Source organism: Streptomyces termitum (assembly GCF_014650175.1).
GTDB lineage: Bacteria > Actinomycetota > Actinomycetes > Streptomycetales > Streptomycetaceae > Streptomyces > Streptomyces termitum.
Map to the genome: position 1 here is coordinate 1 of NZ_BMUL01000057.1, position 688 is coordinate 688.

The window sequence follows — 688 nt, forward strand, 5'->3', positions numbered from 1 at the left end:
TCGTGCGCAAGGTGCTCATCGCCAACCGTGGCGAAATCGCTGTTCGTGTCGCCCGTGCCTGCCGGGACGCCGGGATCGCGAGCGTAGCCGTCTACGCCGATCCGGACCGGGACGCCCTGCACGTCCGCGCGGCCGACGAGGCGTTCGCCCTGGGCGGTGACACCCCCGCCACCAGCTACCTGGACATCACCAAGGTCCTGGCCGCCGCGAAGGACTCCGGCGCGGACGCCATCCACCCCGGCTACGGCTTCCTCTCCGAGAACGCCGACTTCGCCCAGGCCGTCCTCGACGCCGGCCTCACCTGGATCGGCCCCCCGCCCCACGCCATCCGCGACCTCGGCGACAAGGTCGCCGCCCGCCACATCGCCCAGCGCGCCGGAGCCCCCCTCGTCGCCGGCACCCCCGACCCCGTCACCGGCGCCGACGAAGTCGTCGCCTTCGCCGAACAGCACGGCCTGCCCATCGCCATCAAGGCAGCCTTCGGCGGCGGCGGCCGCGGCCTCAAAGTCGCCCGCACCCTCGAAGAAGTCCCCGAACTCTACGACTCCGCCGTCCGCGAGGCCGTCGCCGCCTTCGGCCGCGGCGAATGCTTCGTCGAGCGCTACCTCGACAAGCCCCGCCACGTCGAAACCCAGTGCCTCGCCGACACCCACGGCAACGTCGTCGTCGTCTCCACCCGCGACTGCTC

Annotated in this window: 1 protein-coding gene; it reads left to right on the top strand. The window is 72.7% G+C overall.

The window, feature by feature from the left end; translation table 11 throughout:
* Positions 1 to 2: 2 nt before the first annotated feature.
* On the top strand, positions 3 to 688 hold a 686-nt coding region (locus tag IE219_RS31400), incomplete at its 3' end, for a biotin carboxylase N-terminal domain-containing protein (RefSeq protein ID WP_308434063.1).